Here is a 25,951-nt window from a genome sequence, read left to right on the forward strand (position 1 = left end):
GTGACCTTGAGCAGGGCGTTCGCGCGTTCGCCGACGGCGCGTAGCGCGTTGTGGATCCGGTTGTGTGCCTTCTGTTCGTCGGTGAGGGTGGCGCCCTTGGGCTTCTTGTACGCGATCGCGAGCGGCCCGGCCGGGCTTCCTATCCCTTCGTAGCCGAGGTCGAACAGCACCTCGTGCAGGTCGGCGGTCCATTCCTCGAGGATCGCCAGTGCGCCGGAGGCTTTCAGGGCGGTCGAGTCGTGCTCGCGGCCGGGCCGCACGTCCGAGACCCACAGCGGCCAGCCGTCGTCGGGGGCCGAGAGGACCTGGATGTTGCCGCCGTGGTTGGAGGCCTTGCCGGACCACCACAGGTCCACGCCTTCGGTCGGGCCGGGCATGCGCAGCCGGTCGGTCTCGATGACCGTGCCGTCGAGGACGAGGTGGTCGTAGCCGGCGATCCTGGCCCGCATCAGCGCTTCGCGCAGGTCAGGGGCCTGCCAGGCGAGCACGGCGATGCCCTCGTGCAGGTAGCGGTAGCCCACCGACCGGGACACTCCATGATCCCCGAAGAGCTGTCTGGCCCTGAGGCCGTCACAGAACCAGCGCAGGACCATGACGGCCTGTTCCAGCGCGGACAGCGTGCGGGTGCCGTCGCGGGTGCCACGGCGTTGACGCTCCGCGACGAGAAGACCCGCCAGGCGGAAGACGGTGTGATCGCCGAGGGGCAACTCGGCGGTGTATGTGAAACTCATCGAGGCGCGGGGTTCCCTGGGGTTGATCTTTGGTCGGAGCAACCTTCCTATCGGAGCCCCGCGCCCTCGTTGTCACAGCCCCAGGGATACTCACACCCCGTAACAGTCACCGAACGTCACAGGTCGTTGCTGGGAATGGCTCAGTGGCCGGCCCGAGCTTTGTGGCCGGCCCGAGCCGTGCCGCGTCGCGCACCTCGTCGGTCCGCGACGGCGTAACTGATCACTTCTGGCCATGGCTTCTCCTCTATGTGGAAGCAGAAGACCGGACGCGTGCCGGTGGGCGCGACCCGCCAGCATAACGGAGGGAGTTTAGCAGTCTGATCCTGTTCTTCCCAGGAGGCTTGGGCGGGGGAGTTTCCCACCCGCCTTCGGGATGAGCCGTTCACGAACCGGCGGCGGGTGAAACGTCTGAGACCTGAGCTGATCCCGAACCTCGCTCAAGAACGCCTCCACGCCACGCTCGGACTCGATGTCATACGCGGTTCGTCCATCGACACCCGCCGTGCGTGACCCGGTGTTACCCCGAACCCGGCGCCACGCTACCACCAGAAACGCCGGGTCAGCCACCAGATTGTACAAATCGTCAAACCGACGACTCCTATCCTCGTCGGCCCAACGGTGCAGCTTCGATTGCATTCCCAGTACCCGTGCCGCCGCCATCTCCGGCGACGACACCAGATCACCGATGTTCACCGGCGAGCTCCTGGCATTGCCTTTCTCCGATCTGCCATAGCCTGCTGCCGTCCTTGGCCGTGTACGCGGCTTTCCCGCGCTCGGACTACTACGACGACTCCGCCCCACCCGACACCTTCGGCTGACGACGCGCCTATCCCCGGCACCGGCATGGATTACCGGCCCGTGGAGTGATGCCCGATGGTTCCCACGTTCACCATGAACCAATCGACCGGCTTGGTGCCCAGCTCTACCCCGGCAGCCTCGCCACGCCTACTAAGGAGAATGTAAGTATCTGGACTCGTTACCAGTGGATGTAGACGAGGTGCGGGTCGCCGAAGAAGCCGACGAGGAGGGCCGGGTTCTCCTGGAGCCTGCGGAGCGCGGCGAGAGCTTTGGAGTAGAGGTCGGAGACCGATGTGATCATTTTGCGGCCGATCTGGGCGGTCTTGACGTTGTTCCAGACCCATTCGTCCGGGTTGGTGTCGGGGGCGTAAGGCGGGACGTAGAAGATGCGGAGCTTCCCTTCTGCTGCGGCGACGAACTCGCGGACGACCTTCGAGTCGTGGTACTTGACGCCGTCGACGACGAGAAAGACCTTTCCGCCGTCGTCATGGAGCAGTTTCCGGCAGAACTCGATGAAGACCTTGGAGTCCACGGAGCCGCCCTGCTGGAGCATGAAGTGCAGCTTTCCCTGGGCGCTGACCGCGGAGAGCATGAGGACCGATTTCCGGTCGCCCGTGCCGTGGACGACCGGGGTTTCACCAACAGGCGCCCAGGTCGTCCCGCCGTGGTGGTCGGTGCGTACCGAGGCCTCGTCGCCGAAGTAGACGGTGGCTCCGACCTGCCTCGCCTCTGCGCGGATCTTCGGGAACTGCTCGGTCTTCCAGCGCATTACTTTCTCGTCGTCGCGCTGGGTCGCCTGCTTTGTGGGCCGTTGTGGGGACATTCCCCAGCGCCGCAGCATCCTGCCGACCGCCTGCTCGGTGATGCTGATCTGGAAGAGCCGCTGGATGAGGTCGCGGACCATCCAGCGGGTCCACAGCTGGAAGTCGAACTCCATCTGGTCGGGGTTCCTGGTGCAGAGGATGGTGTAGATCCTGTCAGCCTGCTGCTCGGTCAGTTTCTTCGGCCTGCCTGGAATCGGCTTCGCCCGCAGCGCCTCGATTCCGCCGTCACGGTACTGCTGCGCCCAAGAGAACACCGCCGCCCGACTGAAGCCCAGCGTCATCGCCAGTTCGTCGGCGTTCGCGTCCTCGTCGACGATCTGGCGCGCCACGCGAATCCTGATTGTTTCCAGCGCGCCGTGGTCAAGCTTCCGGCCGTCGGTCTCCCGCATGCAATGATTTAATCATGACAGGATCGACCATGTCCAGATACTTTCGTTCACCTTAGTACGCCGCAGACCTTCAACGTGGCCTCCTCCCCGGCAAAACCAACCGGCTACGGAGTTGGCCGGCACCTGTCGGCCCGGCCACGCGCTGCAAACCCGGGCCATATCTGCCAGGTTTGACCCGGTGGAACGCTTACGGGGTTTCAATCACTGATTCCTCTCGTGCACCGTCCGGTCACGCTCGCCGGACCCGACCCGTCTGACAGTTCCAGATCGTCCCGGCTTTGTCGGCGCTGCTCCCGCCCTCCCCGGCGTCTCCCGGATCAAGCTGCGCCCAGCTTCGCTAGGCTGCTGCGACAGCCCAGCGGCGAGGTCTTCCACCTCCACTTGGTGCCATGGCGCCTCGTGGCGCACGGTTTCCACGTTCCACACGAGTGAGACACGACCGGGGTGGGTGCCCCCTAAACTCCGGGACGGCGGTGCTCTCCCGGCTGACGTTGGGTCTTCAGCCGGCGCCTGCCGCTTCTCAACGGCCAGTCCTGCACCCCGCTGCCACTACCCGCCAACGGGGCCAACGATCACGAAGCATCGTCAGGGATTCACTTGCGTTCACCCGTCCGGTCTTCCCCTTGCCTGTAACCCCCGGACGGAGCGGAGGTCCTTGGGTTTTCCTCCGAGCTTCGCACCTCGCCGTTACCGGCAACGCACGTCGGAGTGGAGACGGGCCGTGAGCACTGGCCCGGAACTATCCTCTCGGCATCGGCCGACCCTCCTTCGCGGATAGTTCACTCATTCTCGTGCGACTGGGCCTGTAAGAACAACGGCTCGGGCGCATATTCGGTGGTGACGTTCAGTGATCGCGTGGTGAGACGCCGCTTGCGTCTACTTTGTCCTGGTTGAGGCTTTCCAGCGCAGCGCGGCGGCGCCTGCCGGACCTCGCGAACGTCTGTGAGGTGGCCGATTTCGACCGCTTTGACCTCCACGACCGGCGCTAACGCACCGTTACCACCGAATGTGCGCCAGAGCCGCTAACTTGACAGTCCCGTGCGACTTCGTGTCGCACCCCAGCGCTGGTTGTAGGCGTCGGCGAGTTCGGCGGCGGCCGCGTCGGTGGGGTCGAGGATGGTGGTGATGAGGCAGAACAGGTCGCCGCTGCCGTCGCGGTTGGTGACCTCGTATTCGATGACCCGGACGGTGGGGCCGGAGGGTTCCTCGAGGACGGCGGAGCCGCGGTGTTTCTGGTTGCTGCGTCGGCCGCGGACCCTGGGGTCGAGTAGGAACGACAGGTAGGAGCCGTCGGGAAGGGGTTCGACGACGGGGAGTTCTGGTCCGGCGGACATCCGGAACAGCAGGTCCGCGCCGGTGGCTGCGGCGTCGGCCCAGAGGCGGAAGCTGTAGAACCCGCGGTCGGCGATGACGAGCATGCCGGGCTCGAAGCTGTCGACGAGTTTTCGGCGAGGTTGTGTTCGTTGGTGTGCCAGGAATCGAGCTCGGCCGCGACGAGTTCAGCGCGCTGACCGTCCAGGGTGGCAACCAGTTCGACGTGATCGGCAGCGGTTCCGCGACGGTCGCGACGGCGCCGCTGTTCGAGCCCAACCACGAGTACAAGGTCGCCATCTCGGGCCCGGACGGATCGACGACCACCAGTCAGAAGTCCGACGCAGCGGGGCGGCTGACGGTCCAGCTCCAGCTCGGCCCCGGGAACCGGAACCAGCAGTACAGCCCTGCGGCGAAGGCGTCGTCGCTCACCCCCGCGAAGGGGGAGCTCGCCGCGGTCAGCCTTCCCTTCGACGCAGGCAAGGGCAGTCAGTTCTTCAAGGCATCGGTGCGGGTCCTGGCCTGACCGCGCTGATGTGACCGGGCTGCCCTGGCCGTGCCGTCCTGACGTCTTTGACCGCGGCGGCGCCCCGAGGGCGTCGCCGCGGTCACCGCTGCGCCGGAGCGTGCCTCGAAGGGCCGGCCGCAGTTGACCTTGATGACCTCGCCACGCGGGTTGGCGTCCGAGGAGCCGACCGCGGATGGTAGCGGAGCGCACTTCTCCCGCGCTCGGCGGCGTCAACAGGACTCACCCGCGTTGGCCAGCGTCGCCCGGATTCGCTCGTCGTAAGCCACGCAACGGCCCGGACCGCTCTTTTTGGCCTGGTACATGGCCATGCCCGCGGCGTTAAGTAGTTCCTCGGGGTCGGCGAGGTCGGGGCTGGACAGGGCGATCCCCACGCTGCCGCCGACCCGTACCTTCCGGCGCAGCGTGACCGGCTCGGCCAACGCGCCGAGCACGCGGTGGCCGACGGCGCATAGATCGTCCAGGCCTAGGTCGTCGCACAGCACAGCGAACTCGTCGCCAGCGAGCCGGCCGACGACATCCTGGGGCCTCACTACCTGAAGTAGCCGGTCGGCGATAGTTCGCAGCAGGTCGTCGCCCGCCTGATGGCCGAGGGTGTCGTTCACGGCCTTGAAGCCGTCCAGGTCAAGGAAGAGGACGCCGACCAGACGTCGGTCCGCACATGCCCGGCGCAGGGAGCTGCTCAGTCGCTCGAGCAGCGCGGCGCGGTTGACCAGGCCGGTCAGCGGGTCGTGCCAAGCCCGGTAGCGGGCGTCGTTCTCGGAACGGATCCGCATCACGGCCGCTCCGACGACAGCGGCCACCGAGCGGATGAACGCGAGTCCGTCAGCGTTGAAGCCACTACGGTCACGGATGACCAGCGTCGCGACCGGAGCGTCCGCGCGGCCCACCGGAACTCGCGCGACCGTCGGCGCGGCCCAGGCGGAAGGCTCAGCCGTTTCGGTGGGATGGTGCGGCCCGTCCCAATCTGGCTGCAACGAGGACCCGTTTGGGCATTCGGGTGCGCGGCGGAGGAGGACTACCTCGTCCGTGGGAAGCTGGTCTTCGAGTATCCGCGCGGCGCGCTCGCACAGGGAGCTCTCGTCCGTGCTCTCCAATGCGTGCTGGGCAAGATCTGCCAGCGCGGCCTGGCGCGCGGTGCGGACCCGCAGGGCCCGGATGGCCTCCTCCCGCTCGGTCACGTCGTTTACGACCCCGGCGACGGCGGGCCCCCATGCGGCGGCGGGCCGGCCGGCACCTGGCATCGGGACGAGGTCGACGTCGTACCAACGGTTGCGTCCGCACACCACGTCGTGCGCGTGTTGCCCGCTCATCGCGCGGCGGACCAGGGTCAAAATCGCCGGCTGGTCGGCGAACGCCTCGAAGACGGTGGACGATTTCGCCTGCCGCAGCGCCTCCGTAGCCGGTTACGTGATCCAGCTGTTGGACATCACTGAGCTGGTCACGACGGGCCTGCAGCTGCAGCTGGTCGTCAACCACACTTCGGTCTCGATCTTCCTGCTCGACCACGAGGGCAGGGTGCTCGTGAGCAGTGGCGCGGCCGCACAGCCGGGGATGCCCTCGACCAACGCGACCGGACCAGAGGCAAGGGCGTGGGCGACGGTGCCATCTGGCCGAACGAAGCGGACGACGTGGCAGAGACTGTCCACGCTGTCCGCGAACTCCTCGCGGGCGGCCTTGACCAGGTCCTCGATCTGCGTCGGGTCCACCAGCTCCCGCCAGTTCCTACCGACGATGGACTCCTCGTCGCGGCCGAGGATCTTGCACGCCGCGGCGTCGACGCGGCGCACTATCGCGTCGGTGACGCCCGTCACGATGAGACCGGTTCGCGCGACGCCGAAAGGCCCCGTGGCCTGAAGAGGCCCGTCACGTGGGGTCACCGATACCCCCTCCTGCTGCTGAGGTGACGGCCCGGCGCCCGCTCCGTCCGTTGATCTCATGCTCTGCTGTGACCATACCCATGACTTGTGCGACAAACCGATCGCACTGTGTAATCAGTGGTCGCGTTGGTGTGCAGGGTTCGTCATTGGAGGCTTTCGGAACCGGCGGGCGCGAGGAACTGGGTTGTCGCCAGCTCTCGGTACACCTGATCGCTGTCCAGGAGCTCGTCATGTGTCCCGACCGCGCGCACCTGCCCGGACTCCAGGACGACTATCTGCCGCGCGTTGACGACGGTCGAGAGACGATGCGCGATGACGATCACCGTGGCGGAGGCTGACGCGGCGTCGAGCGTGTCGCGCAGGGCCGCTTCGTTGACCGCGTCCAGCGCCGAGGTCACCTCGTCCAGCAGCAGCAGGCGCGGCCGGCGCAGCAGCGCCCGGCCGATCGCGATCCGCTGCCGCTGGCCGCCGGACAGAGTGCCACCACGGTGCCCGATCCAGCCGTCGACCCCGCCCGGCAACGCCGCCACCACATCGCCGAGTCGCGCGAGGGTGACCGCCTCCCACAGCCGCTCGTCGTCGACCCAGCCGAGGCCGAGGGTCAGGTTCTCCCGCAGGGTGCCGGCGAGGACCGCCGCCTCCTGCTCGACGTAACCGATCGAGCGGCGAAGCTCGGCCAGCGGCCAGGCCCGCACGTCCCGGCCGTCGACGAGCACCTGTCCCGAACGCACCTCGTAGAACCGTTCGAGCAGCGCGAACAGGCTCGTCTTGCCCGCGCCGGACGGCCCGACGACGGCGGTCAGACCGCCCGGCGGGACCGCGAACGTCACGTGGTCGTGGACGAGAGGGAGGCCGTCCCGGTAGCCGAAAACCACCTGGCTGAACGCCACGGCCGCGCCGCCCGCCCGGTCCGCAGGCCCCCGGAGGGTGAGTAGTCCCTCCGCCAACCCGCCGTCAGTAGGGGCATCCGCGCGGACCGGGGCGAGCGGCTCGACCGCCAGGTCCAGCACGGCCTGGATGCGGCCCGCGGCGGCCGCGCCGGCGCTGAGCTGGCCCCAGGCGCCGGCGAGGGTGGTGACCGGCTGCGTCAGGAAGAACATGTAGAGCAAGAACGCGATGAGATCCGCGATGGGCAGCCGTCCCGAGGCCACCCGCGCGCCGCCCACGCCGAGCACCGTGAGGAAGGACGTCTGCATCAGCAGGCTCGCCGTGGCGCCGCTCGCCGCCTGCCAGCCTGCCACCCGAAGCCCCCGACGCCAGGCGGTTTCGGCGGCTCCGGTCAGCAAGCCGATCTCATGCTCCTCTGCGCCGGCCGCCTTCAGGGTCCGGAAGGCGGCGAGGTCGCGGTCGAGTAGGGCGGCCAGAAATCCGACCGATTCCTGCACCTCGCCGGTGGCCAACCCGATCCGGGCGGCAGCCCACCGGACCGAGACGGTCATCGTCGTGACCGCGGCCAGCGTCACCGTCAGCAGCAGGATGTCGATCAGCCCCATCAGGACCAACGAGCCGAGCAGTGCGATCGCCGCGATGGTCGACGAGACGACGGACTGCGTCGCCACCTGGCGCAGCAACGTAGTGTCCGCGACGAGCCGGGATACGAGGTCCCCCGGCTTGGCCTCGTCGATGACGGACGTGCGCAGTGTCAGGATGCGTGCTGAAAGCTGACCGCGCACCGTGCGTACGAGGGACTCGCCGACCGATTCGAGGACGAAATAGCCGCAGGCCGCGACGACGGTGCCGAGCGCGACGGCGCCGGCGAGGATCAGGAGCAGCCCGCCGGTCGACTCATGGCGAACGAGGCGATCGAGAATGTGCCGCGCGATCAACGGTTGTGTCAGGGACAGCGCGGCACCGGTGAGGACGAGCACGCCGCCGGCCGCGAGCCGCAGCCGGAAGCCGCGTGTGTGCCGCAGGATGAACGCCGCCGGCTTGTCCGGCCGCGGCGGCGCCGGCCGGGCGTGGCGCGCGCCGCTCACGCGTGCCCGCGCGCGGCCAGGCCCACCAGCGCGTCCGCGGCCGCGGGCGCCCCCCCAGCGACCCGGAACGAGGCACCGACACGGCGCGCGGCCCGGGCATAGCAGGGATCGGCCAGCGCCTCGGTGACCGCGGCCGCGAGAAGATCGGGCGTCGCCCGGCGGAAATGGAGCCGTATGCCTGCTCCGGCGTCGACGATCTGCTGGGCGACGACCGGCTGGTCGTCACGGATTGGCGCCACGACCAGAGGCAGATCATGTGCGAGTGCCTCGCAGACGGTGTTGTGCCCCGCGTGACAGACGACGGCCGCGGCGTGCGGCAGCAGCCGCAGCATGGGCAGGTACGGCCGGGTGAGGACGCTGTCGGCCGGCCGCGTGATCGCCCCCAACGGATCGGCCACGATGCCCTGCACGCACGCGCCGAGCCCACGCAGCGCCTCGGCGCTGGCCCGCAGGAACTCGCTACCAACCGCGCTGTCCACCGTCCCGAGGCTGACGACGACCAATGGTCGCGACGGGTCCCGCCACGCCCACGGGAATGCCTCGACTCCGTTCACGGTGCCGCGGGGGGCGTCGCGCCGGCGCAGCGCCGGTCCGGCCCACAGGATCGGCGGGCCGCCCGGGTCGGCCGGGCCGGCGAGCGCCTCCGTGGTGAAGGCGACGACCAGGTGCGGCGAGCGTTCCAGCGTCGCGGGGGTCAGCGTGCGGACCGAGCCCGCGGACACTCGCCCGATCAGGTCCGAGAACTGCCCGTCCAGCCACTGCCGAATCCGTGGCGTCGTTGTGAACGGATCCCGCAACGACCCTGAGGTCGTCGCGGAGGTGACCCACGGGATACCCAGCCGCGCCGCCGCGACCGGCCCTGCCAGGGCCTGCATGTCGGCGACCACGAGGTCCGCGCCGGTCCGCTCGGCCGCGTCGGTGACCGCCGCGTGGGTGGCATCCGCCAGCGGGAGCAGGAAATCCTCCCAGAGGAAGCGGACGGCGGCGTAGCCGCGCAGTCCGGCACCGCGCTCGGCGACGTCGGCGAGTCCAGCGTCGCAGGGGTGCACCCACGCGTCCTCGCCGGCCAGCTTTCTGACCAGCGCCGGCTCGCCGGCCCAGCAGACCCGGTGCCCGAGTTCTGCCAGCCGGTCGGCCACCGCGACAAGCGGGGTGATGTGGCCGACCAACGGCGGCGTGACCAGAAGGAACGTACTCATCTCGGGTCTCCGGGGACGTTCGTCGTCGCCGGCCGCCGGAAGATCCAGCCCAGGAGCAGGTCGCGCACCTGCCGATGGGCCTCGACGAGGACCGAGTGGTCCTGGTCCTGGATCACGACGGTCCGGCAGTTCGGCAGTATCCCCTCCAGCTGGTAGGGGTCCTCCGCCTGGAACCCGTCGCTGCCGACGATGCTCAGGACCGGGATTGTGATCTGGCTCAGCTCCACAAGGTCCAGGACGCGTCCGGCCGGGATCTCTTCCGCCATCGTGGTCTCCTCCAGCCTCCGGTATGCCTGCCGCGACAGCCGGGCATGGTGGTCGCCGAACATCACCGCGATCTGTTGGAAGGTCTCCTCGTTCGACAGCTGCTCCTTCGTGCTGCGCAGCAACTCGCCCACCCGTTGTGCCCAGAGGTCGGTCGGCGGCTCCGACTCGATCGCGACCAGGCTGGCCGTCTTGGCCGGGTGCGCCGCGGCGAACGCGAACGCGACGGTGCCGCCGAAGCTGTTGCCGACCAGGTGGACCGGCAGGTTGACCTGGAGGGCCGTCAGAATTCCGTCGAGGTCGGTGACGAAATTCTCGACCCGGTAGCCGTGGGCCGGCCGGGTGCTGTTGCCGTGCCCACGCAGGTCGTAGAACAGCAGGTCGACGCCGGCCGCGGCCAGCGGGGCGGCGAGCGTCAGGTAGAAGCTGGCCAGGCTGTCGGTTCCGAGGCCGTGGATGCAGACGAGCGTTGGCGCAGGACCGCCGGACACCTTGCCCCGCATGTGCAGGTAGTGGATGTCGATGTCATTGACGTGGATAGTCGGCATGACCGTCAGCCAACGCCGGCCGCCAGGTCGAGCTGGGAGACGACATAGTCGACCAGCTCACCGACCCGCAGCCCGATCACGTCGACGAGGTCCTTGTCGGCGAGGAACTCGGCCATGCTGACCTGTTCGCCATAACGGGCGGCGAGCATGACGCCGAGGGTCACCAGATCGATGCTTTCCAGCTCCAGGTCGTCGTGGAACAGCGTGTCCATGGTTACCTGGACCGGCGGCGACCCGTACTTGTCGACAAGTTCGTTGATCATGGCGTTGGTTTCGGCGAGCACGGAGCTGGCTCGGGTGCCGGGTACTGTCATAACTAGGCTCCCATCAAGGCTTCGCGGGTCGTGTCGGGTGCCGATGTCGCGACGGTCGTCCAGGCGACCAGCCGGCGGCCTGCGCTGCCGGACTCCGGGCCGAGGACGCCGACAGCCGCCTCGACGCAGGTCACCGTGTAGGCGCGAGTCGTGGGCCTGCCTTCGTGGCTGGGAACGGTCAGTGACACCGTGACGACGCCAGGCTGGTCGCCCATCCGCGACGCGGCGGTGACCTGGGGCAGTGACGGGTGAACACCGGCTGCCCGTGCCACGGCCGTCGTCGCGGCTGTCAGCCGGCGCAGCCACCACGGATGGTCCAGATCGAGCGACGTTGGAGGCTCCTCACCGGCAGGACCGGCGGGCTCGACAGCGAGGCCGACCTCGGACGGCCGCTCGGCCTGTAGTCCGGCCAGCGGGTGCGCGTTCGCCACGGCGATGTCGGAGCAGCTCGCGAGCGCGATGGAGAAACCCGGCAGGTGAAGGCCCCGGATGCCGGAGACCTCGACCCGGCCCGTGGGTCCCGGTCCTGTCTGACGGGTGAAGGGGTCGATGACGTGGAGCTGGGCGGGGAAGATCTCCGGACTCCCCGTTCCCCACAGCTGGGTGCGGACCGCGTCCTTCACGGCGATCCGCCGAAGCAGCCATTCGCGCCGGCGCGCCGGCCGCATCAAGTCGTACTCGGCGCGCTCGGCGCCACTGACATAGCGGCTGAGGACCATCTCGCGTACCGCCAGGTCCGACCAGCGCTCGGTGGCCACGGCCCAGCCGCCAGCCATGAGCTGGCTGAAGGGACGGCGCTCCGGCCACCGGAACGCCTCGTCCAGCTCCGCCGGCAGGTCGAACCGCCGGTCCACCCAGCCGTGCACGTGCGCCCAGACCTGTTGGCCGTCGACCAGTTGCATATGGGCCTCGACCCGCGTCTCGTCATACCGCTCGACCCACACGTGGCAGACGACCGCCGTCCCGGGCGCTGGCTCTGGACCGAAGAGCTCGACCATCCCGATCCGGACCGGGAACATCACGAACCGATCGTCGGCGCATGATCGGATCCAGTACCCGAGGAGCTGACCCGCGGCGTCCAGGAGCGCTCCCGGAGCTCCAGACGTCCGGAGCACCCCGCGGACGTGGGACGGCCCATGCCCGAGGAACGACGTCACGCCCTGGAAGGCGGGGCCGTGGAACATCCACCGGTCACGGTAGAACTCACGGGCGGACATGGCCGAGGGCTGCTCGGTGTCGAGATCCACCGGCCACCGTGGCGGACGGCTCGTGGAATAGTCGTCGGCGACTCGGACGAGCCCACTCGCGAAGCCGACGAACGTCACCCGGAGGCGGTCGGGTGCCTCGGGACGGACCTGGACCGTGACATCGGTCGCCGGCTGCGCCGGCAGCCAGTTCTCCAGACGCACGTCATAGACTCCGACCGCCACGCGGCCGGAGGCCCGCTGCGCGTACCGCGCCATGAGCGCGACGGTGGTCGTCGCGGCGACCACCGGACGTCGGTCGGCGAGCTCCGGCCAGCCGGGTGGCTGCGGCGTGAGCGCATGATCAAGCAGGTACGGCATCGTTTCCGTCGACGCCCTCAGTGTGGCTGTCCAGCCTGGACCAGGGTGCTCCTGACGCAGGTCACCGACCGGGTCCGAGCGGCCGTCGTTCCCGGCTGAGCCGCCGTTGTCAGGCCCGCCGATGTCGTGACGGGCCGACAGCCCGCCGTCGGCGGCGGTGCTGAGGCCTGGCCCGGACCTGCTGGCCAACACGATCGCGGCGGTGTCGGCAGTCTCGGTCAGCAGCGCCAGCAGTTCCTCGGCGACGGGGCTGCGCTGCGCCCACGACGTGAGCGGGTGCCGTCCCAGCAGGCGCTCGGCGTCGTCCGCCGGTCGTGCGAGCAGCTCAGCGGTCTCGCGCAGGGGGCTTGATCGTGTCGGGGGGGGGGGGGGGGCCCCCCCCCCCGCGAAACCGGGGGGGGGGGGGCGGCCCCCGGGGGGGGGGGGGGGGTTTTTGGGGGGGCGGCGCCCCCCCCCCCCCCCCCGACACGATCAAGCAGGTCCGCGGCGACGCGCACCGTGGCCGCGCCGAGATCGAGCCGCACCAGCCGTCCGGGCCCGGCGCCGCTCGTCGTGGGCACGTCCGCGGGCTGGCCCGCGCTGAGTCCATTCCGGCCGCTTGGACGGGAGCGGGCTGGCGTGGGAGCCGCCCTGTCCAGCGCGGCGAGGTCTGGGTCGCCATTCTCAACCCAGAGCGCGACCGCGAGCCGGCGCAGCTGGCCGATTCCGTCGCGGTGGGCGGAGTTCGCGGGAATGGTGAGGTGAGGGGTGCCGTCGAGGGTTGCCTCGATGAGGCCACCGAGTCTGCCTGGGCCGACCTGGATGAAGACGCGGACGCCGGCGGTGTACATCGCGGTGATCGTCTGCCGGAAGAGCACGGGTTCGACGAGGTGGCGGACGAACAGGTCGCGGACGGCGGCAAGGTCGGCCGGGTAGGGCGCGGCGGTGGTGGCCGACCAGAGTTGGGTCTGGGCGGCTCGACGCAGCTGAAGGCGGTCGGTGCGGGCTCGTAGGGCTGAGAGGTGGGGCCGCAGCATGGGGGTGTGAAAGCCGGAACGGAACGGCATGACCTGCACAACGATGTTCGCGCGGCGTAGCCGGGTGGCCAGCTCGGCGACGGCCGTGGGTGGCCCGCAGACGACTGTGCTCGACGGCGCGTTGTCGTGGGACAGGACGAGTTCGGGGTAGTCCGCCAGGAACGTCCTGGCCTGGTCGGCTGCGCAGGCCAGCGACGCGTAGTCGACGTCGGGGACGGCGCCCTCGTAGGGGTCGGCGGCGAAGATGTCGGCGTCGACGGCGTCGTCGTCGAACATGCCGGCGGCGAACATCGCGCTCCATTCGCCGATGCTGTGCCCGGCGAGCGCGTCTGGAGTGATCCGCATCTGGCGTAGGACGCGGTCCAGGACGCGGCTGACGAGCAGGACGCCGGTGGCGTGACGGCCGAGGTCGGCGTCAGAAAGGTCGGCGGGCAGCGGCAGCCCGAAGTGTCGGGCGACGTCGTCGAGCTGAGGGGCGAACTCGGCTTCCAGACCTGGGAACACGAAGGCGGTACGGCCGGCCGTCGGACCGCCGAGCAGCGGTTGAGCGCTGACCCAGACCTCGCCGCGGCCGCGCCAGGCATCCCAGGTGCCCGCTCGGATCCCGCCGACAGCGTGCCGGGCGGTCGCGAGCCGGCGCCCGGTGGGGTTGACCAGGCCGAGCCGCGCGCCCACAGCGGGGTGCTCGCAAGGGGCGAGCGCCGCGGTGCGCAGCGCGGCGTCGTCGACCTCGAGCAGCACGCCCAGCTCGTCCGGCGTCGACGCGGCCAGGCGCAGAACTAGCTCCGGTTCGGACACGGTGGCGACCCTGGCATCGGCTGAACCGGAAGATTTCGACATGCCGGCGGCTGCTGGCGCGGCGACTGGCAGCATGGGCGCGACCATCGACGCGGCGCGCGGCGGCGCGCTGGGCGGTGCCTCCTCAAGGACCACGTGGGCGTTGGTGCCGCCGAACCCGAACGCGTTGACGCCCGCGCGGCGCGGGCCGCGAGCCTCCCACGGCACTGGGGCTGGGAGCGGCCGGAAGCGGGTGGTGGCCACCGCCGGATGGGGCTCATCGCAGTGCAGGGCCGGCAGCAGCACCCGGTTGTGCAGCGCCAGGGCCGCCTTCACCAGGCCCGCGACACCGGCCGCGGCCATGGCGTGCCCGATCATCGCCTTGACCGAGCCCAGCGCCGCGACCTCGGGACTTTGCGAGGCAGGCCCGAAGACGCGGGCCAGCGTCGTCAGCTCTGCCTCGTCGCCCGCTGGTGTCCCGGTGCCGTGGGCCTCGATCATGCCGATGGAGCCCGGTTCGCGCGGGTCGAGGCCGGCGGCGCGCCAGGCACGTTCGACAGCCGCGGCCTGGCCGGCAGGATCCGGGAGTACCAGGCCTCCGCCGCGGCCGTCGCTGGAAACCCCGGTTCCCCGGATTACCGCGTATACCCGGTCGCCGTCGCGACGAGCGTCCTCCAGCCGCCGTAGGACGACGACGCCGGTGCCCTCGCCGATCAGCAGGCCGTCCGCGCGCCGGTCGAACGGCCGGATCCGCTGCGACCTCGACAGCGCGCGCAGCTGGGCGAACACGCTCCAGAGGGTGATGTCATGGCAGTGATGCACCCCGCCAGCCAGCACCGCGTCGCAACGGCCTGATGCCAGCTCGGCGACCGCGCTGTCGATAGCGACCAGTGACGAGGCACAGGCCGCGTCGAGGGTGAAGGCCGGCCCGCCGAAGCCGAGCCGGCCCGCGACCCGCGCGGCCGCCAGGTTCGGGACGATGCCCATCGCAGCGTCCGGAGCCTCCGGGCCAAGCTCTTTCGTGAAAGCGCTGCGGATCAGGTCGAGGTCGTCGGGGCCGAGCGCGGGAAGCAGCGCCCCGAGCGTCTCGACGAGTTGGTGAGCGGTGCGGAGCCGCTGGTCGAGACGGACCATGCCGGCGCCCAGGTAGCCGCCCCGGCCGAGGATGACGCCGACCTTCCCGAGATCTCCCAGCCGGACGGCGCCGCCGGCGTCCTCGACGGCCGCCGACGCGACACGCAACGCCAGAAGCTGGTCGGGTTCGATGCTGGCGACGTCGCGCGGCGGGATGCCGAACTGGACCGGGTCGACATAGGCCAGATCGTCGACGAAGCCGCCTCGTCGGCAGTAGATCCGGTCCGCGCGGGCCGGTCCGGAGGCGCCGGCTGGGTCGTAGAACGCCGGGTCCCAGCGCCCGGGGGGCGCCTCCGTGATCGCGTCTACGCCGCCGACCAGGTTGTGCCAGTAGGTGTCCAGGTCGGGCGCGCCGGGCAGCAGCACGGCCATGCCGACGATCGCGACTGCCGGATGGCGCCAGGCGGACGCTGGCCCGGCCGTGGCGGCGCCGGACGAGGCCGCGAGTGGCATCGGTTGGGCTGGCATCGGCTACCAGCCCGACGCGGTGTAGACGACGGCGGTCAGGTCACGCGGCCCCCAGGCAAGCTCTCGGAGCAGCGAACGATGGCCTTCCTCAGGGTCGATGAGGCCCATACCGCGGCGGGCGAACTCCCGCTCCAGGCCGGCGTCGACCATTCCGGGATGCCCGTCGTCGGGCGCCCAGGGGCCCCAGTGAACCGTGAGGACCCGCGTGCCGGTACGCCGCCCCCAGACGGCGCCGAGCGTTTCCAGCGCGTCGTTGGCCGCCGCGTAGTCGCTCTGGCCGGGGTTGCCGACGACTCCGGCGATGCTGCCGTACAGCGCGACCGTCCCGGGGCGCTTCGGCAGCTCCTCGAGCGCTGCCAACAGCGCCCGCAACCCGGCCACCTTCGTGTCGAACACCCGCTGAAACGACTCCGGGTCCTTGTCGACGACGAGGCGGTCCTCGAGGACGCCGGCGGAGAGGACCACCGCGTCGATCCGCCCGTTGCGTGCGTATACCTGCTTGACGAACTGATGGACCGCGTCCGTGTCCAGAACGTCCAGCTGCTGGTAACGCGCTTGGCCGCCTCGGGTGGCGACGTCGCGGAGGGTCGCCCTGATCTCGCGCTGCGCGAGCACCTGCTCGGCAAGCCGGTTGACCTCCGCTGGCGTGCGCGGCCCCAGGTTCCGCATCGCGTCGAGGATCGCTGGCCGGTCGATCGCCGCCGCCAGCCACGGCTCCTCATCGCCGATTGGAGCCGGCGTCCGGCCCGCCAGCTCCAGCCGGCACCGCGCAGCGCTCGCGAGCAGTGTCGTGAACCCGGCGGTGATGCCGCGCGCTCCGCCGATGAGGACGACGACGGAGTCGCTGTCCAGGCCGAGTGCGGCCGCCTCGGCGACGCCGTCGTCCGCCGGGCCGGCCCCAGCCGACGCGAGCGGCCCGGGCGATGCCTCCACCAGTTGCGCGGCCTCCCGGACCACGCCGTGGCGGACCACGGACTCCTGCGGCGCCGCGGCCTCGTGCAGCTCGCCGGCGACGATGTCAGCCAACGTGGACTGTGCGCCTGCCGCGACCTCCACCAGCCGCACGGCGGTCGCGGGGCACTCCTTGCCGAGTGTGCGGAACAGGCCACGCAGGCCGGCCGTGGACGGGACGTCGGCCGCGGCGACGCCGAGCAGCCACCGGGGCTGGCCAGCAACGATCGTGCGGACCGCGGCGAAGGTGGACGGCAGCTCGGGCTCGGCTGCCGCCTCGGCCCAGCCCGCCAGGTAGACCGCCCCGTCGACGGAGACCTGACCGGCGGCAGACAGATCGTCCGCCGTCCAGGCGCGGACGTCGGCGCCGAGCGCGGTGAGCCGGGACACGATCTGTCGTGTCGCGGGCGGGTCGAGGGTGCGGCCGAACACCGCCCAGCTTGTACCCGTCAGGTCGGTCAGGCCGATGGTGCCCGGAACCGGGCGCCACGATGGCACGAGCCGGATGGGGACTTCGCCACGCCGGCTTCCGCGCCGCGCGGTTGCGGCCGCCGGCGCGGCCAGGTCGTCGAGTGCCGCTGTGGTGCCGGTCTTCTCGTGCTCGGACAACCAGCCCACGATCGCCCGTACCGTGCGCAGCCGGCTGAGCTCGTCGACCCGGCCGTGAGCGGACCCGAAACGCTCGGCGAGGTGCCCCGCCAGCTCGGTGCGTTTCAACGAGTTGACCGACAAGTCGGTCTCAAGGTCGAGATCCAGCTCGATCATCTCGGTCGGGTAGCCCGTTCCCTCGGCGATGAGGTCGAGGACCGCCGCCATCAGATCCACCTTCCCTTGGGCGCCGGCGCTGGTGCTCGACTGGGCGGGGGACTGAACGGCACCGGCGTATGGGAGGTCCGAGATGTCGGCGGAGGGGCGCGACGCCGGTGGCGGCACGGCCCGCGTGGACCGCGCGACGGGGGGCTCCGGCGGCGGCTCGGTCGCAGGTTGGCCGCCGAGGTAGGCGAGAAGCACGTCGCGCTGGGCCGCGAGGCTGTCGCGCGAGACGCGCAGAAACTGGTTGATCAGCGCCTCTCGCCCGTCAGCGCCGTCCGGCGTCGGCGACGCGGAGTCCGGGCGCGCCCGCTGGGCTGCGGGGGAGGCTGGCAGTCGCACCAGGCGAGCGGGAGCGAGGCCGTCCGGGATCGGCTCCCCGTCGGCGAGGCGGATGGCCCGCCCGTCGACACTCCATGCCGGCCGCGCTGGTGGGGTGGCGTCGGTGCGGTCGACGGCGTCTCTGCCGTCGACCAGCCAGTCGGTGTGCAGCTCGATGCCCGCGACCGTAAGCTGGGCGACCGCGTCCAAGAAGCCGGTCAGGCCGCCCCGGCGGCCGTCGCAGGCGACCGCCAGGTACGGCCGGTCGCCGAGGATGGAGCGGACCAGGCCGGTCAGTACCCGGCCGGGGCCGGCTTCCACGAACACTCGTGCCCCGGCCGCGTACATGGCCTCGACCTGGTCGACGAACCGCACCGGCGCGGCGAGCTGCGCCGCGAGCTCCGCGCGAACGGCGTCTCCTGGCGCCCCGCCGTCGGCCTTCGGATAAGGGGCGGCGGCACGGTTGGACCACACCGGAAGCACCGGATCGATCACGCGGGCCTTGGCAAGTGCGTCGGCGAACAGCTCCGTCCCGGGGGCGACCAGCGGGCTGTGGAAGGCGCACGCGACAGGTAGACGCAGGGCACTCAGACCAGTGCCCCGAAGCAGCTCGAGGGCGGCGTCAAGCGCGGCCGTCGGGCCGGAGACCACGACCTGGTTCGGCGCGTTGTAGTTGGCCACGACGATCTGCTGGTCGAGGAACGCGGCGGCAAGAACCGAGCTCACCGCTGACGCGGACGCGCGCACCGCGGCCATCGCACCCGGGTCGTGCCCGTCGCCCACAGCCGCCGTGATCGCCTCACCGCGGGCCGAGGACAGCGCGAGCAGCGTCTCCGCGTCGTATGCTCCGGCGGCGTAGAGCGCGACCAGCTCGCCGTAGCTGTGGCCGGCCGCCATGTCGGGCGCGAGCCCGAGACGGGTCAGCAGGTGGTGCGTGGCCAGACCGGCGATCCCGAGTGCCGGCTGGGCGACCCGGGTGTCCCGCAGGCGCAGTTCCGCGTCGTCGCCGGTCGCCCCGGCCGGGCCGGCCGGCGGAAAGATGGCGTCCCGCCACCTCTCGCCGAGGCGCAAATAGTCCTTGAGCTCGGGGAAGGCGACGAACAGCTCGGTCAGCATGCCTGGCCGCTGGCTGCCCTGGCCAGGAAACAGCACCGCGAGACGGCTGTCAGGCGGGTGCGCCAGGTGGTCCGTTGGCCGAGCGGAGGACAGGAACAGGCCAACGTCCTGCTCGCCCGCCGAGGCGTGGTCCAGCAGCCGGGCCAGGTCGTCGAGGTCCTGCGCGACGATCGCGACCTGGACAGGACCGCGGCGGTTCTGGGCCTGCCGGGCGGCGGTGGCGGCGAGGTCGCGCAGTGGCCAAGGTCGGCCCGCCGCGTCATTCGCACGCAGGAGCTCCCGCAGCTCGGCGGCGCCGCCGAGGGCCGTGACGAGGTCGGTGCCACGGAAGACCAGCAGCTCGGCTGGCCACTTGTCTAGGGCATGCCGGGCGGATATCGACCCGGCGTGCCCCGACAGCACGGCGTGGTAGTTGACGCCGCCGAAGCCGAAGGCGCTCACGCCGGCCACCCGCTCGCCGGCCGGTCGAGCCCACGGCCTCGCCGCTCCTGACAGGACGAACGGGCTGACGTCCGGGTCCCAGCCCGGGTTGGGCTTGTCCACATGCAGGGTCGGTGGCAGCACCCCGTGGTGCAGCGCGAGCGACGTCTTCACGACGGCGGCCAGACCTGCGGCCGTCTTCGTATGGCCGATCTGCGACTTGACCGACCCCAGCGCGCAGGCTCCTCGCGCCGCGCCCGCCTCGGTGAAGACGGCGGTGAGGGTCTCCAGCTCGGCCCGGTCGCCAACGGCGGTGCCAGTGCCGTGCGCCTCGACCAGGCCGACGTCGGCCGGCGAGACGCCAGCCACACGGTAGGCGCGGTCCAGCGCCCGTCGCTGGCCCTCCGGACGCGGGGCGGTAAGTCCGAGCGAGCGGCCGTCGCTCGCCGAGCCGACAGCCCTGACAACCGCATAGATCCGGTCGCCGTCCCGTTCGGCGTCGGCCAGCCGCTTCAGCACGACGCAGGCGACGCCTTCACCAAGGGTGGTCCCGTCAGCATCGGCGGCGAAGGGCCGGGCTCGTCCTGTCGGGGAGAGAGCGCCGACTGACGAGAACATCAGGTAGTCGAAGATCCCGTTGTGCAGGTCTGCGCCACCGCAAATCATGATGTCGGCGCCGCCGTGCCGCAGCTCGCGGCACGCGGCGTCCAGCGCGGTGAGCGACGAGGCGCACGCCGCGTCCACGACGTAGGCCGGACCGCCCAGATCGAGGCGGTTGGAGACCCGACTGGCGATGATGTTGCTGAGCAGGCCGGTGAAGGTCTCCGGGGTGATCCGCGGGAGCAGGTCGTCCAGCTCGGAGGGAACCTCGCCGTAGTACGACGGCAGCACCGCGCGCAGCGTGAGCGCCGCGGAGAGGTCGCTGTTGGCCTCGGTGCCGAACACCGCGCCCGTCCGGGTGTGATCGGTCCCCGCCGCATCGAGCTGGGCATCGGCGAGTGCGCGCCGGGCGGTCTCGAGCGCGAGCACCTGGACCGGCTCGATGCTGGCCAGCGCCGTTGGCGGAATGCCGTAACGCAGTGGGTCGAACGGGACCCGGGGCAGGAAGCCACCCCATTTGGACGAGGTCCGCTCGCCGCTCGGGCCGGCCGTGCTGTCGGCCTCGTAGTAGAGGTCACTGTCCCATCGGTCGCGGGGGACGTCGGAGATCGCGTCCCTACCGGCCACCACGTTGGCCCAGAAGGTCGCGAGATCCGGCGCGTCCGGCAGCACGCAGGCCATGCCGATGACAGCGACGTCCACGGGCGCGACGTCGACCTCGGCGCCGCCAACCGCGTCACGTTCGTCGCCGCGCCGGTCGAATGCCCAGGCACGCAGAAGGCGCTCGGCATCCCGGGTTACACCGTCGTGCAGGTCACGCACGGTCGTGGTAGCGGACCGCAGGACGGCGACCTGCCCGGCCATGAACAGGCCCTCGTCGCGCTGGCGCTCCCGTCCGACGTGCACCAGCCGGTCGCGGCGTCGCTCGACCCCCTTGCTGGCGAGGCGCAGCCGACCAAGGTTGAGCTGTTCCAGCCGTTCCCACGCCTGTTGGTCGGGCACGCCGCGGGCGCGTAGCTCGTCGCGCTCAGCATGGAAGAGCTCGACGAAGGGACTGGCGAGGCAACTGGTGACATGGCCCGGGCCCGTGCGCAGCAGCGCCGTGGCCGCCGCGTTCACCGCCTGTCGCTGGAACTCCTCCTGGATCGCGCCGAGCCGGACGGCCTCCTCGGTGAACAGGTAGGCGGTGCCGATCAGCAGCCCGATCCCGACACCGCGCGCCGCGAGCGGGGCCGCCATCGCCGCCACCATGGCAGCAGAGCGTGCATCGTGTATCCCACCGGCGAAGAGGACCTCGAAACTGGCTCCTGTTTCGCTGTGTGCGTGGGCGTTCGTCGGACCGGCGGCGTCCAGATGGTCGAGCAGAACGGCGATCTGCGCCTCCCAGAGTGGGAAGCTCGCGCGCGGGCCCACGTGCCCGCCGCATTCGGAGCCCTCGAAGACGAAACGTCGACAGCCCTCGGCCAGGTACTGGCGTAGGAGCGCCGGTGAGGGGACATGCAGCAGGGCCGTGATGCCGATCTCTTCCAGCTCGGCGGCCTGCGATGGCCGGCCGCCGGCGACGACCACCCGTGACGGCCGCGCGTCGCGAACCGCCTCGAGCTGGGCGGCACGCACCTCATCGGGCGCGAAGCCGAGGAGCCCGACGCCCCAGGGACGCTCACCGAGCAGCTCGCGGGTCTCGGTCAGCAGCCGACGGGAGCGCTCGCCGTCCGCCAGCGCGAGCGCGAGAAATGGCAGGGCGCCGTCGTCGGCGACGTGGCGCGCGAAGGCAGGCTCGTCGCTGACCCGGGTCATCGGGCCTTGCGCCACCGGCCGGGAGGTGCCCCACACGGCGCACAGGGGCGAGTCGCTCGAAAGCAAGGCAGCGGTGGTGGCGACCGTCTCAGGATCGGCCGCGGCGTCGACGGCCTGTCGGATGGCCCGAACCACGCGGGCCACGGTCCCGTAACGGGAGGCGAAGTCGCGGGCGAGAAAGACGTCCTGCCCGACCGGAAGCAGCCGGCGGCCCGGGCCTGCGTGGCCGATGCTCGCGAGAACCTCGTCCTGCGACCAGCTCTGTGCGTCGCCGTCCGTGCGCCTGCTCGCGGGTGACTGGTAGACCCGATGCCCGGCGGCGATCACCGTCTCGGTGCCATCCAGCCGGCGCAGCGTGGCGGAGACCGGCCCGGCGGAGCCGGCCTCGCGCAACAGCGCGAACTGGGTGTCGAGGACCACCCCTGCAGCCCCGCCGACCGCGGCGGCTACGGCGGCGCGGACGCCAATCCCGCCCCAGCACCAGACCGGCATCGCGGGGCCGTCGTCTCTCGGGGCACCGAACAGTTCCAGCAGCTGCTGGAACAGCACGAACGAGCTGAGATCGCCAACCCGCCCGCCGGCCTCGGCGCCTCGCGCCAGCAGCCCGTCCGCTCCGGCGGCGACGGCGTTGCGCGCCTCGGTGGAGCAGGTGACCTCCGCCAGGATCCGGACCCCGGGCCCGTTCGTCAGGAGGGCGGCAAGCGCTGTCCTGTCGGGGGACGCCGCGAGCGCCTCCCCCGACAGGACCAGGGTGTCGATCTGCTCCTGGCAGCGTGTCAGCGCGGCCGTGTCGACGGCGTCCGGGCGGCTGATCCGGATGCCGAAGGCGCGGTTCGTCAGCCGTGCGGTCAGAAGCAGCGCCGCGGCTGCCTCGGCGGGGTCGTGGCCGAGGTCCAGGAGGCCGAGAGCCCCGGCCTCACAGACCGCGGCCACGAGCCTCGCGTCTGGCTGGCCCAACGGGCTGATGCCGACCACCTGGTCCCGCCGTGCCATCCTCTGGGCCCGGCGGACGGCCTCGTCACGGCCGGCGTCAGCGTCACTGATCTTCACTAGTCACTTCCGTTGATGTCCGTGGGCTAGGAAACCGCCCGGTGTCCGACCACCGATACCGAGCACTCACGCTTCGTCGTTGCGAGGAACCACCGGGAACGCGACGGCAGGCCGGCCGAGCCAGGCGCCGTCCGTCTCGCCGCCGGCTCAGGGGGCGCCGGCAAAGGCGGCCCCGGCTGCCTCGCATCGAGCACCAGCCTCGAGACCAGCCTCCGAGCCAGCCGCTGTCGACGGGCTTGTCCCGCCCGCCTCGATGTCCATGCGGTCCGCATGGACATCGAGGCGTCAGCGCGGCCGGTGCTGCGACCCCCGCGGCAGGCTCGACTGTCCTGCTGCTTCCAGCGTTAGAAGACCGATCCGAGGTCCTGGCGGACGATCGTGGCCATGCTGTGCTCGGCCAGAGCGGCGATCGTCATGGACGGATTGCACGCCCCCGTCGAACCGGGAATGCGGGAGCCGTCCAGCACATAAAGGCCCTTATGACCGAGGACCCGGCCATAGAGGTCGACAGCCGAGCCCATCGGCACGCCGCCAAGCGGATGCCAGGTCGACGGCGCCGGCGAGTCGGTGTCCGTCATGTTCCCGCCGCCGGCCCGCGCGATCGCCTGCATCTGGGCGGATATGACCTGCTGGAGCGCGGCGTCCCCCGACGACCGCCAGGTCAGGACGGCGTCGTCCTTCGCGGAGTCGTAGGCCCAGGTGCCGGTCGGCTGCTCGATACCGAAGCCGACCACGAGCATCTCGCGAACCCCGGGGGTCTGGATGGGAGACCCGGAGTGGATCACGGTGTAGGGGATCGGGCTGACAAGCGGCCGGCCGCCCACACAGGCCGGCCCGCCCTGCTGGACGCCTGGGTCGTGGTTCATCTGGGTCCAGGCGTAGATCTGGTCGCCGTTGTTGCCCCACTGCGTACCGATGCCGCTGGGCAGGTTGGGAACAAGACCCTTGGCCTTCGCCTTCACCAGCAGCCGGGTCGTGCCCAGCGAGCCGGCGTTGAGGAAGACGGCGTCGGCCGTGATCGACTTCTGCTCCTGGACAGCACCCGCGGTGTCGATCCGGTCGATCGAGAGGACCCACTTCTTGTTCGGGGCGAGCGAGATATCCCTGACGACGTGCAGAGGTTGCACCTGCGCCTTGCCGGTGGCCTCGGCCGCCGCCAGGTAGGTGACATCGATCGAGTGCTTGCCACCGTTGTTCACGCCGAAGCCGATGTCGCTCGTCGTGTAGGTGGGGACGTACTTGCCACTGAGCTCACCGCGGACGAACGACCAGTCGATCGGCAGCGGCACGCGGAACGTCTGCAAGCCCGCCTTGGGCGCCACGTCGAGGAACACCCGGGAGGAGCGGTAGGGATCGGAGTTCAGCACGTCGTCAGGGATCGTGGAGATGCCCAGCATCGAGGCGACCGCCGGGTACGCCCACCGGTTCAGGTCCCCGTAGAAGCCCGTCATGAGTGGCATGGACAAGGCGAAGTTGGTCAGACTCGGCTGCAAGGTCATCCCGTGGTACATCAGCGACCCGCCGCCGACGGCAGCCCCGACGTTCACGGCGATGCCCGTTGCCTGCACGGTCTCGAGCAGGCCCGTGTAGGGCGCCCAGGGGAAGGCGCCGGTTGGAGGAAGCCAGAAGGCGCGCTGGTCGAGCCCCTGGGTGATCCGGGGGAAGGTGGTCGCGTTCGGCCCCGTGGGCCAGCGCAGGCCGCGTTCCAGGACGAGCGACGAGACGCCTGCCTGGGCGAGCCGCAGCGCGGTGACGCCGCCGCCGAACCCGGTGCCGACCACGACGGCCCGTGCGCTGATCTGGGTCACCGAGCGCCCGGCCGCCCCGCCGGCCGAAGCCGTCGCCGCTCGCGCCGGCGTCGAGCCCAGGCCGGCCGCCGCGGTGACGCCCAGGGCCACGGCGCCGCCGATCAGTGAGCGCCTCGTGACCGCTGAGGCCGGGCGTAAGCCGGGGCCGTCGGCTCCCTGTCCGATAGGTGTGGCGTCCTCCTGAGGCACGTCGTCGGACATGACTGCTCCAATCAACAGGGGGTGGATCGCGACCACTTTGAGGTAAGCCGCCCATGGTCAAAGCGTCGCGTGGGCCGTCGCCGCACAGTGAGGGCGAACAGGTCTTCCAAGCTGTAAGATCAGCCGCTACTGCGCTGCGGCGAAAGCTCGGTCCGAAGGTCGCATCGGCGCCGAGAAATCGAACGCCCCCGTGGCCGCCAGAAAATCTGACGGGCGACACCCGGAGAATGCCCTCCTGGTCGAACCGTGTCAACGGGCAACTCTCCGGTCTTACTTTGGCCTGCCTAGGGACGGCGGCCTGCGGGGCGACGATAGTCTCGTGCCCCATTTTGAGTAGCGTGAAGTACCTGTTGTCGGACGCACGGAAGGAGGACGGAAGGCGCGCGGCCGTCCGATTCCTGTGGTAATATCCGATTTTTGACGCGAGCTGGCGACCACTCCGGTACGAACGGCCGGCGCAGGACGCGGATCGTAAAAGATCGCAACCGTGGTCCGGGTTAGGACCACAAGAGCGAGCCGGTTTCAGCTGCGCCTGCCTACGCCTGTCGAACCGGGAGACGCTACCTTGAGCGGGTTCCCTTGGAAGCCGGTCTTACCCGCCTTTTGGTCATCGTGGTTCCAGCCCACGGAGCACCGTGGTCACGAAGTTGGTGAGTATAGCGTCGCGGTCGGAGGCCGAGTCGGGAACCGCTGCCAGGACAGCATAGAGTCCGAGCAGGAAGAAGAACGCGTTGTGCTTGATGTCGGCCTCGGAGTGGATCTCGCCGGACTCGCGCGCCCGGAGGAGCGCCTCGACTATGAGAACGACGACCGGATAGGTGGTCCACTCACTGTCGCGGGGGCGGTTCGGGGAAAAGTGGAGGGCCAGAAGTTCCCTGAATAGCACGACTCCGAGACGCTGCTCGATGTTGGTTACCAGCCGGACCACCTCGGCGAGGAGATCCCGCAAGGGAGGCGGCGAGGCGAGGACCCACGTGAGCTTAGTCGCTAGCTCCTCCTGTTCGCCGCGATCCAGCTCGGCGAGGATGTGCTCCTTCGTCGGGAACTGGAAGTAGAACGTGTTACGTGCTACGCCGGCCGCCGTGACGATGGCACCGATGTCCGCGCAGGCCATTCCCCAGCGCCGGAACTCCGCTATGGCCGCGTCGAACACACGC

Annotated in this window: 15 protein-coding genes; 1 reads left to right on the forward strand and 14 read right to left on the reverse strand. The window is 70.6% G+C overall.

Features of this window, described 5'->3' with window-relative positions; translation table 11 throughout:
- The 3 genes from QOZ89_RS43235 to QOZ89_RS43245 form a co-directional block, all read right to left on the reverse strand.
- Positions 1–731, reverse strand: a 731-nt coding sequence (locus QOZ89_RS43235) for a transposase family protein (protein WP_312629992.1), incomplete at its 3' end; no start/stop codon positions are given.
- Positions 732–1,707: 976 nt separating this feature from the next.
- A complete protein-coding gene (locus QOZ89_RS43240) occupies positions 1,708–2,742 on the reverse strand; it encodes an IS630 family transposase (protein ID WP_312629994.1) in 1,035 nt (344 codons plus the stop codon).
- A gap of 1,022 nt (positions 2,743–3,764) precedes the next feature.
- Positions 3,765–4,160: a hypothetical protein gene (locus QOZ89_RS43245; RefSeq protein WP_312629996.1), complete on the reverse strand. Its 396-nt coding sequence runs from the start codon at positions 4,158–4,160 to the stop codon at positions 3,765–3,767.
- A gap of 50 nt (positions 4,161–4,210) precedes the next feature.
- On the opposite strand from QOZ89_RS43245, the gene QOZ89_RS43250 reads away from it, so the two are divergent.
- Complete coding sequence (locus QOZ89_RS43250; protein WP_312629998.1) at positions 4,211–4,579, forward strand: hypothetical protein; 369 nt, start codon at positions 4,211–4,213, stop codon at positions 4,577–4,579.
- 212 nt (positions 4,580–4,791) lie between these two features.
- Here the strand turns inward: QOZ89_RS43250 and QOZ89_RS43255 are convergent, their stop codons facing one another.
- The 11 genes from QOZ89_RS43255 to QOZ89_RS43305 form a co-directional block, all read right to left on the reverse strand.
- Positions 4,792–5,892 (reverse strand): diguanylate cyclase domain-containing protein, encoded by a 1,101-nt coding sequence (locus tag QOZ89_RS43255; protein ID WP_312630000.1) that lies wholly within the window; start codon positions 5,890–5,892, stop codon positions 4,792–4,794.
- Between the two features lie 93 nt (positions 5,893–5,985).
- A complete protein-coding gene (locus QOZ89_RS43260) occupies positions 5,986–6,459 on the reverse strand; it encodes a PAS domain-containing protein (RefSeq protein WP_312630002.1) in 474 nt (157 codons plus the stop codon).
- A gap of 143 nt (positions 6,460–6,602) precedes the next feature.
- Positions 6,603–8,435 carry an ABC transporter ATP-binding protein gene (locus QOZ89_RS43265; protein ID WP_083418636.1) on the reverse strand — a complete coding sequence of 611 codons (1,833 nt, stop codon included), beginning with the start codon at positions 8,433–8,435 and terminating at the stop codon, positions 6,603–6,605.
- Entirely contained in the window at positions 8,432–9,634 is a 1,203-nt protein-coding gene (locus tag QOZ89_RS43270; RefSeq protein WP_312630004.1) for a glycosyltransferase, read from the reverse strand. The genes QOZ89_RS43265 and QOZ89_RS43270 overlap by 4 nt, the downstream gene beginning before the upstream one ends.
- Positions 9,631–10,446: an alpha/beta fold hydrolase gene (locus QOZ89_RS43275; protein WP_071048896.1), complete on the reverse strand. Its 816-nt coding sequence runs from the start codon at positions 10,444–10,446 to the stop codon at positions 9,631–9,633. The genes QOZ89_RS43270 and QOZ89_RS43275 overlap by 4 nt, the downstream gene beginning before the upstream one ends.
- 5 nt (positions 10,447–10,451) lie before the next feature.
- Positions 10,452–10,760: an acyl carrier protein gene (locus tag QOZ89_RS43280; RefSeq protein ID WP_071048897.1), complete on the reverse strand. Its 309-nt coding sequence runs from the start codon at positions 10,758–10,760 to the stop codon at positions 10,452–10,454.
- Positions 10,761–10,762: 2 nt separating this feature from the next.
- Positions 10,763–12,325 carry a polyketide synthase dehydratase domain-containing protein gene (locus tag QOZ89_RS43285; RefSeq protein ID WP_312630007.1) on the reverse strand — a complete coding sequence of 521 codons (1,563 nt, stop codon included), beginning with the start codon at positions 12,323–12,325 and terminating at the stop codon, positions 10,763–10,765.
- Positions 12,326–12,543: 218 nt separating this feature from the next.
- Positions 12,544–15,720: a beta-ketoacyl synthase N-terminal-like domain-containing protein gene (locus QOZ89_RS43290; RefSeq protein WP_312630009.1), complete on the reverse strand. Its 3,177-nt coding sequence runs from the start codon at positions 15,718–15,720 to the stop codon at positions 12,544–12,546.
- Positions 15,721–15,723: 3 nt separating this feature from the next.
- Entirely contained in the window at positions 15,724–22,785 is a 7,062-nt protein-coding gene (locus QOZ89_RS43295; RefSeq protein WP_241841729.1) for a type I polyketide synthase, read from the reverse strand.
- Positions 22,786–23,129: 344 nt separating this feature from the next.
- Positions 23,130–24,794, reverse strand: a complete 1,665-nt coding sequence (locus QOZ89_RS43300) for a GMC oxidoreductase (RefSeq protein WP_083418638.1) — start codon at positions 24,792–24,794, stop codon at positions 23,130–23,132.
- A 607-nt stretch (positions 24,795–25,401) separates the two neighbouring features.
- Positions 25,402–25,947 carry a TetR/AcrR family transcriptional regulator gene (locus QOZ89_RS43305; RefSeq protein ID WP_241841730.1) on the reverse strand — a complete coding sequence of 182 codons (546 nt, stop codon included), beginning with the start codon at positions 25,945–25,947 and terminating at the stop codon, positions 25,402–25,404.
- Positions 25,948–25,951: the final 4 nt, after the last annotated feature.

This window comes from Pseudofrankia coriaricola, from assembly GCF_032027725.1.
Taxonomy (GTDB): Bacteria; Actinomycetota; Actinomycetes; order Frankiales; family Frankiaceae; genus Pseudofrankia.

What these genes read in the sequence shown, in the direction of transcription:
- QOZ89_RS43255 (WP_312630000.1), bottom strand. Translation starts at nt 5,892, where the DNA reads ATGAGCGGGCAACACGCGCACGACGTGGTGTGCGGACGCAACCGTTGG.
- QOZ89_RS43285 (WP_312630007.1), bottom strand. Translation starts at nt 12,325, where the DNA reads ATGCCGTACCTGCTTGATCATGCGCTCACGCCGCAGCCACCCGGCTGG.
- QOZ89_RS43280 (WP_071048897.1), bottom strand. Translation starts at nt 10,760, where the DNA reads ATGACAGTACCCGGCACCCGAGCCAGCTCCGTGCTCGCCGAAACCAAC.
- QOZ89_RS43270 (WP_312630004.1), bottom strand. Translation starts at nt 9,634, where the DNA reads ATGAGTACGTTCCTTCTGGTCACGCCGCCGTTGGTCGGCCACATCACC.
- QOZ89_RS43240 (WP_312629994.1), bottom strand. Translation starts at nt 2,742, where the DNA reads ATGCGGGAGACCGACGGCCGGAAGCTTGACCACGGCGCGCTGGAAACA.
- QOZ89_RS43290 (WP_312630009.1), bottom strand. Translation starts at nt 15,720, where the DNA reads ATGCCAGCCCAACCGATGCCACTCGCGGCCTCGTCCGGCGCCGCCACG.
- QOZ89_RS43275 (WP_071048896.1), bottom strand. Translation starts at nt 10,446, where the DNA reads ATGCCGACTATCCACGTCAATGACATCGACATCCACTACCTGCACATG.
- QOZ89_RS43245 (WP_312629996.1), bottom strand. Translation starts at nt 4,160, where the DNA reads ATGCTCGTCATCGCCGACCGCGGGTTCTACAGCTTCCGCCTCTGGGCC.
- QOZ89_RS43300 (WP_083418638.1), bottom strand. Translation starts at nt 24,794, where the DNA reads ATGTCCGACGACGTGCCTCAGGAGGACGCCACACCTATCGGACAGGGA.